At 40.2% G+C, this 1,188-nt stretch carries 4 protein-coding genes; 1 reads left to right on the top strand and 3 read right to left on the bottom strand.

What is annotated here, in order from left to right; all coding sequences use genetic code 11:
• The coding region (locus HMPREF2794_RS29250) for a hypothetical protein (RefSeq protein ID WP_210403596.1) at positions 1-251 on the top strand (251 nt) is incomplete at its 5' end.
• Here the strand turns inward: HMPREF2794_RS29250 and HMPREF2794_RS06575 are convergent.
• The 3 genes from HMPREF2794_RS06575 to HMPREF2794_RS06585 are packed head-to-tail and all read right to left on the bottom strand — an operon-like array spanning position 237 to position 977.
• A complete protein-coding gene (locus HMPREF2794_RS06575; RefSeq protein WP_070751191.1) occupies positions 237-419 on the bottom strand; it encodes a hypothetical protein in 183 nt (60 codons plus the stop codon). The two genes, HMPREF2794_RS29250 and HMPREF2794_RS06575, sit on opposite strands and share 15 nt — an antisense overlap.
• A gap of 29 nt (positions 420-448) precedes the next feature.
• Positions 449-718, bottom strand: coding sequence for a Txe/YoeB family addiction module toxin (locus HMPREF2794_RS06580; protein WP_008671563.1), 270 nt, complete (start codon positions 716-718; stop codon positions 449-451).
• Positions 711-977, bottom strand: a complete 267-nt coding sequence (locus HMPREF2794_RS06585; protein ID WP_008671564.1) for a type II toxin-antitoxin system Phd/YefM family antitoxin — start codon at positions 975-977, stop codon at positions 711-713. Before HMPREF2794_RS06585 ends, HMPREF2794_RS06580 begins: the two co-directional genes overlap by 8 nt.
• Positions 978-1,188: the final 211 nt, after the last annotated feature.

Raw genomic sequence — 1,188 nt, forward strand, 5'->3', positions numbered from 1 at the left:
CTTGCTATATATACACATGCCGCATGGGAATACACACAACGCTGACACGCTGCATAGGCACACATCTTTTTCTCTTTTTCCTGCCTTTTTCACAACGGAATACGGAGAACGGTCAAGGGGACGGGCTGGAAAAACCGCACGAGCCTGCGAGCGCAGGATTTTTCCGGATCCGGACTTGCGAAGCCCTTGACTGTTACGGAGTATGGAGTTACATTTGCAGACAGAAAAGAGAAAAATTACTTATTCAGTAATGCTTTTTCTTTCTCGGCTAAGTTCTCCAATTCTTCATCACTTATAGGAATAACAGTATAGGTTTTCCCCTCGTGATGAATAAGTACATTGTCGCCTTTACTCGCCAAATCAAACATTTCCTCTATTCGGTCAGCAAATTCCTCGGATGTAAGATTTATAACTGCCATATCTTCAATTTTTACATTGTTTTTTTACGTCATTTATCGTCATAGTGCCCCCAAACAGAAATAACAAAAACAACAATGGTGGTTTCGTTCACCGTATATCTAATACGGTTTTTCTTATCAAGCTGCCTTGACCATACACCCTGCAAATACTTCAACTGTTCGGGGTGTCCAGTCCCAGTGTATGGATGTTCTTTCAGCTCATCCAATAGCCTTTCTAACTTTTTGAAGAGTTGTGGAGAGGACTTTCTTAGCAACAGTACATGTTTTGCAGCTTCTTTTGAAAATTCTATCTCATACATTGCACTCATCCTCTATACGGTTCAAAAAATCATCTAATGATTCATCCTTCCGCATTTTAAAAGTTCGTCCCTGCTTAATATCCTCAATACCCCTCTGAATAGCCTCCAATTCTTCCCTTGAGGGAAAATCCTCTTCCGTAGCCGCATATACGACTATGGGGGCGGCATTACGACGAGAAACAAAGATTGTCTCTTTTTCAGCCAGTTCAAAATATTTCTTCTGATTGGCACGAAATTCACGCGTTGTAATTATCTGCATAATATTTATATATTTGATTTACAGCGCAAATATAACTATAAAAGTCCAACCTCCAAATTATTTGTGTACTTATTTGTGTACACGCCATTAAAAGCCATATTCAAGCCTACCGCCCGTTGGTTGGTGTTGCTTTGCTTTTTCCTCTCTTTTTGGGTTGATATTCAGCCTTTTTCCCTCTAAATTCCCCTTGTCTGTTATAAGCATCGTCTGT

Source organism: Bacteroides sp. HMSC067B03, assembly GCF_001811315.1.
Taxonomy (GTDB): Bacteria; Bacteroidota; Bacteroidia; order Bacteroidales; family Bacteroidaceae; genus Bacteroides; species Bacteroides faecis.